Annotated in this window: 4 protein-coding genes; all 4 read right to left on the bottom strand. The window is 69.5% G+C overall.

Annotated elements, in window-relative coordinates; translation table 11 throughout:
- Positions 1 to 121: 121 nt before the first annotated feature.
- Complete coding sequence (locus tag DBR34_RS03285; RefSeq protein WP_258223634.1) at positions 122 to 1,132, bottom strand: symmetrical bis(5'-nucleosyl)-tetraphosphatase; 1,011 nt, start codon at positions 1,130 to 1,132, stop codon at positions 122 to 124.
- 13 nt (positions 1,133 to 1,145) lie between these two features.
- Positions 1,146 to 1,529: a Co2+/Mg2+ efflux protein ApaG gene (gene apaG, locus DBR34_RS03280; RefSeq protein ID WP_038690425.1), complete on the bottom strand. Its 384-nt coding sequence runs from the start codon at positions 1,527 to 1,529 to the stop codon at positions 1,146 to 1,148.
- A 114-nt stretch (positions 1,530 to 1,643) separates the two neighbouring features.
- Complete coding sequence (gene rsmA / locus DBR34_RS03275) at positions 1,644 to 2,477, bottom strand: 16S rRNA (adenine(1518)-N(6)/adenine(1519)-N(6))-dimethyltransferase RsmA (RefSeq protein WP_128095683.1); 834 nt, start codon at positions 2,475 to 2,477, stop codon at positions 1,644 to 1,646.
- The coding region (pdxA, locus tag DBR34_RS03270; protein WP_258223633.1) for a 4-hydroxythreonine-4-phosphate dehydrogenase PdxA at positions 2,474 to 3,167 on the bottom strand (694 nt) is incomplete at its 5' end. The genes pdxA and rsmA, both read right to left, overlap by 4 nt.

The following is a 3,167-nucleotide window of genomic DNA, read 5'->3' as shown; positions in this document are numbered from 1 at the left end:
GGGGTGGGGTCGGCGACCGGCGCGCTGGCGTTGGTCGCCGGGGTCGGGCTGCGCTGGCAGGCCGCACCGGTCAGCGCCAGCAGCGCGGCCAGACCCACCCGCAGCCACCGCCCGGTACGCATCATGCCGGGGTGGGCGTGCTTCCGCCGGTGTCACCGGCCGGTTCCGGGTTGCGGCGTTGCGACGGCTGGCCACGCGGGCCGCGTTCGCGACGCTGGCCCTGCGGCTGCCGCGGCGGTCGGCCGTTGCCCTGCGACTCGCTGTCGCCGGCCGGACGCCGTGCCGGCGGACGCGGCGGCGACACGGGGCGGGGCACATCGCGCCCCGGCACCTGCACCACGCGCAGTTCGTCGGTGTCCAGCTGCAGCGCGGTGAGCTTGCCGCCCCATACTGCACCGGTATCGATGGCATGCACGCCCTGGGTGATGGTCAGGCCCAGCGCGGACCAGTGACCGCACACGATCTTCAGGTCACGCTCGGCGCGGCCCGGCACTTCGAACCACGGGTACAGGCCCTGTTCCTGCGTGCCAGGCGTGCCCTTGTCCTCGATCCCGATGCGGCCACGCGGCGTGCAGTAGCGCATGCGCGTGAACAGGTTGATGATCGCGCGGGAGCGGTCGTAGCCGGCCAGGCCGGGCGACCAGCTGGGCTTGTCGCCGTACATGTTGCGGAACAGCTTGCGGTAGCCGCTGCCGTGCAGCTGCACCTCCACTTCGCGGGCATGCTTCTCGGCCAGCTGGGTGGTCCATTTCGGGGCCAGCCCGGCGTGGATCATCATCCAGCCCAGTTCGCGGTCCACGTGCGCCAGCTTCTGCAGGCGCAGCCAGTCCAGCAGCACGTCGCGGTCGTCGGCCTGCACGATGCGCAGCAGGTCCGGGTTGACCTTGCGCTGCTCTTCCTCGGTGCGGGCACCCACGGCCAGCAGGCTCAGGTCATGGTTGCCCAGCACCACCACGCTGCTGTCGCGCAGCGAATGGACCAGGCGCAGGGTTTCCAGCGACTGCCCGCCGCGGTTGACCAGGTCCCCGCAGAACCACAGCGTGTCCACTGCCGGGTCGAAGCGGATTTTCTCCAGCAACCGCTGGGTGACGTCGTAGCAGCCCTGCAGGTCGCCGATGGCCCATACACTCATGCGCGCGCCTCCATCAGTGCAGTGTGCGCGGAACGGTCAACACGAACGGCGCGATGGCGGCGGCGAACTCGGTGCCATCGTCGGCCACCATGTCGTAATGCCCCTGCATCGTGCCGTGTTCAGTTTCCAGCATGACACCGGAGGTGTAACGGAAGTCTTCACCCGGGCGCAGCCGCGGCTGCTCGCCGATCACCCCGTCGCCATCCACGTGCTCGATGCGGCCGTTGGCATCGGTGATGCGCCAGTGGCGTGCCACCAGGCGGGCGGCCACGCGGCCATGGTTGTGGATGCGGATCGTATAGGCGAACGCGTAGCGCCCGTCCTCCGGCGTGGACTGGTCGTCGAGGAAGCGCGGAGCGACCTCGACCGAGATCGCATAGTGTGCAGCGTCGTTCATGCAGGCAGTTTAGAGAATGTCGTGCAGTTTGAGGTGAGCGCGCCATTCAATGGCGCGCTCCTTCAGGGATTTCAAGCGGTTCTGCGTGCCTGCGTCCAGCGCAGGCCGGGGCGATCAGCCTTGCGGGGCGTCGTCGCCTGCCACCTGCGGAACGTTGGCCAGGGCGATGAACTGCGCCACGTCCAGCTGCTCGGCACGGGCATCGCTGCGCACGCCGGCGGCCTCGAACTGTTCGGGCGTGACCACCCCGTTCAAGGCGTTGCGCAGGGTCTTGCGGCGCTGCCCGAAGGCGGCCCGGACCACATCGGCGAAGCGCTTGCGGTCGATGATCCCCACCGTGTCCGGATCACGCGGCACCAGCCGCACCACGGCCGAGTCCACCTTCGGCGGCGGACGGAAGGCACCCGGCGGCACCACGAACAGCGCGGTCACCTTGCACCAGGCCTGCAGCATCACGCTCAGGCGGCCGTACACCTTGCTGCCCGGGCCGGCGGCCATGCGGTCCACCACTTCCTTCTGCAGCATGAAGTGCATGTCGCGGATCACGCCGGCATGCTCCATGGCGTGGAACAGGATCGGCGAGGAGATGTTGTAGGGCAGGTTGCCCACCAGCCGGATCTGGCCGTCGCCGGCCAGCTCGGTGAAGTTCACCTGCAGCACGTCGCGGTGCACGATGGTCAGTTCGCCCAGCGGTTCAGCGGCGGCGGTCAGGGGCGCGATCAGGTCGCGATCGAACTCGATCACGGTCAGGCGCGGATGGCGGCGCAGCAGCGGCAGGGTGATGGCACCCTGGCCCGGGCCGATCTCGACCAGGCGGTCGTCGTCTTTCGGGTTGACCGCCAGCACGATCTTGTCGATGTAGCTGCGATCGGCCAGGAAGTGCTGGCCCAACTGCTTTTTGGGCGGCGCGGTGAACCCGCCGGCCGAGGAGGAATACGAGGAAGTCATGGCACCATCTTACGTTGCCGCGCCAGCCGGGCACACAGCGCGGTGGCAGCGAGGAGGCTGGAAGGGTCGGCGATGCCCCGGCCGGCCATGTCCAGCGCGGTGCCGTGGTCGACGGCCACCCGAGGGTAGGGCAGGCCCAGGGTGATGTTGACGGCCTGTTCGAAGCCGCTGTACTTGAGCACCGGCAGGCCCTGGTCGTGGTACATCGCCAGCACGGCGTCGAAGCCGGCCAGCTTGGCCGGCAGGAACGCGGTGTCGGCCGGCAGCGGGCCGATCAGGTCCATGCCCTGGACGCGCAGGCGCTCCATCAGGGGAATGATCAGGTCCAGCTCTTCATGGCCCAGGTGGCCGTCTTCCCCCGCATGCGGGTTCAGGCCAAGCACTGCGATGCGCGGGGCGGCGATGCCGAAGTCGCGCTGCATGGCGGCGTGTACGGTGTGCAGGGTGCGCGCCAGGCCCTGCGCGGTGATGGCGTCGGCCACCGCGCGCAGCGGCAGGTGGGTCGTGGCCAGGGCCACGCGCACGATGTCGTTGGCGAGCATCATCACCACCTCCACCCCGGCCTGGTCGGCCAGCAGTTCAGTGGTGCCGCTGTAGGCAATGCCGCCCTGGTTGATCACCGCCTTGTGCACGGGGCCGGTCACCACGCCATCCAGTTCACCGGCCAGGCAGGCCTGGCCGGCCTGCAGC

Source organism: Stenotrophomonas sp. HMWF003, from assembly GCF_003061285.1.
In the GTDB taxonomy this organism is placed as follows: domain Bacteria; phylum Pseudomonadota; class Gammaproteobacteria; order Xanthomonadales; family Xanthomonadaceae; genus Stenotrophomonas; species Stenotrophomonas maltophilia_AP.
This window is presented reverse-complemented; position numbering and strand designations above follow the sequence as displayed.

What these genes read in the sequence shown, in the direction of transcription:
- apaG (WP_038690425.1), bottom strand. Translation starts at nt 1,529, where the DNA reads ATGAACGACGCTGCACACTATGCGATCTCGGTCGAGGTCGCTCCGCGC.
- DBR34_RS03285 (WP_258223634.1), bottom strand. Translation starts at nt 1,132, where the DNA reads ATGAGTGTATGGGCCATCGGCGACCTGCAGGGCTGCTACGACGTCACC.
- rsmA (WP_128095683.1), bottom strand. Translation starts at nt 2,477, where the DNA reads ATGACTTCCTCGTATTCCTCCTCGGCCGGCGGGTTCACCGCGCCGCCC.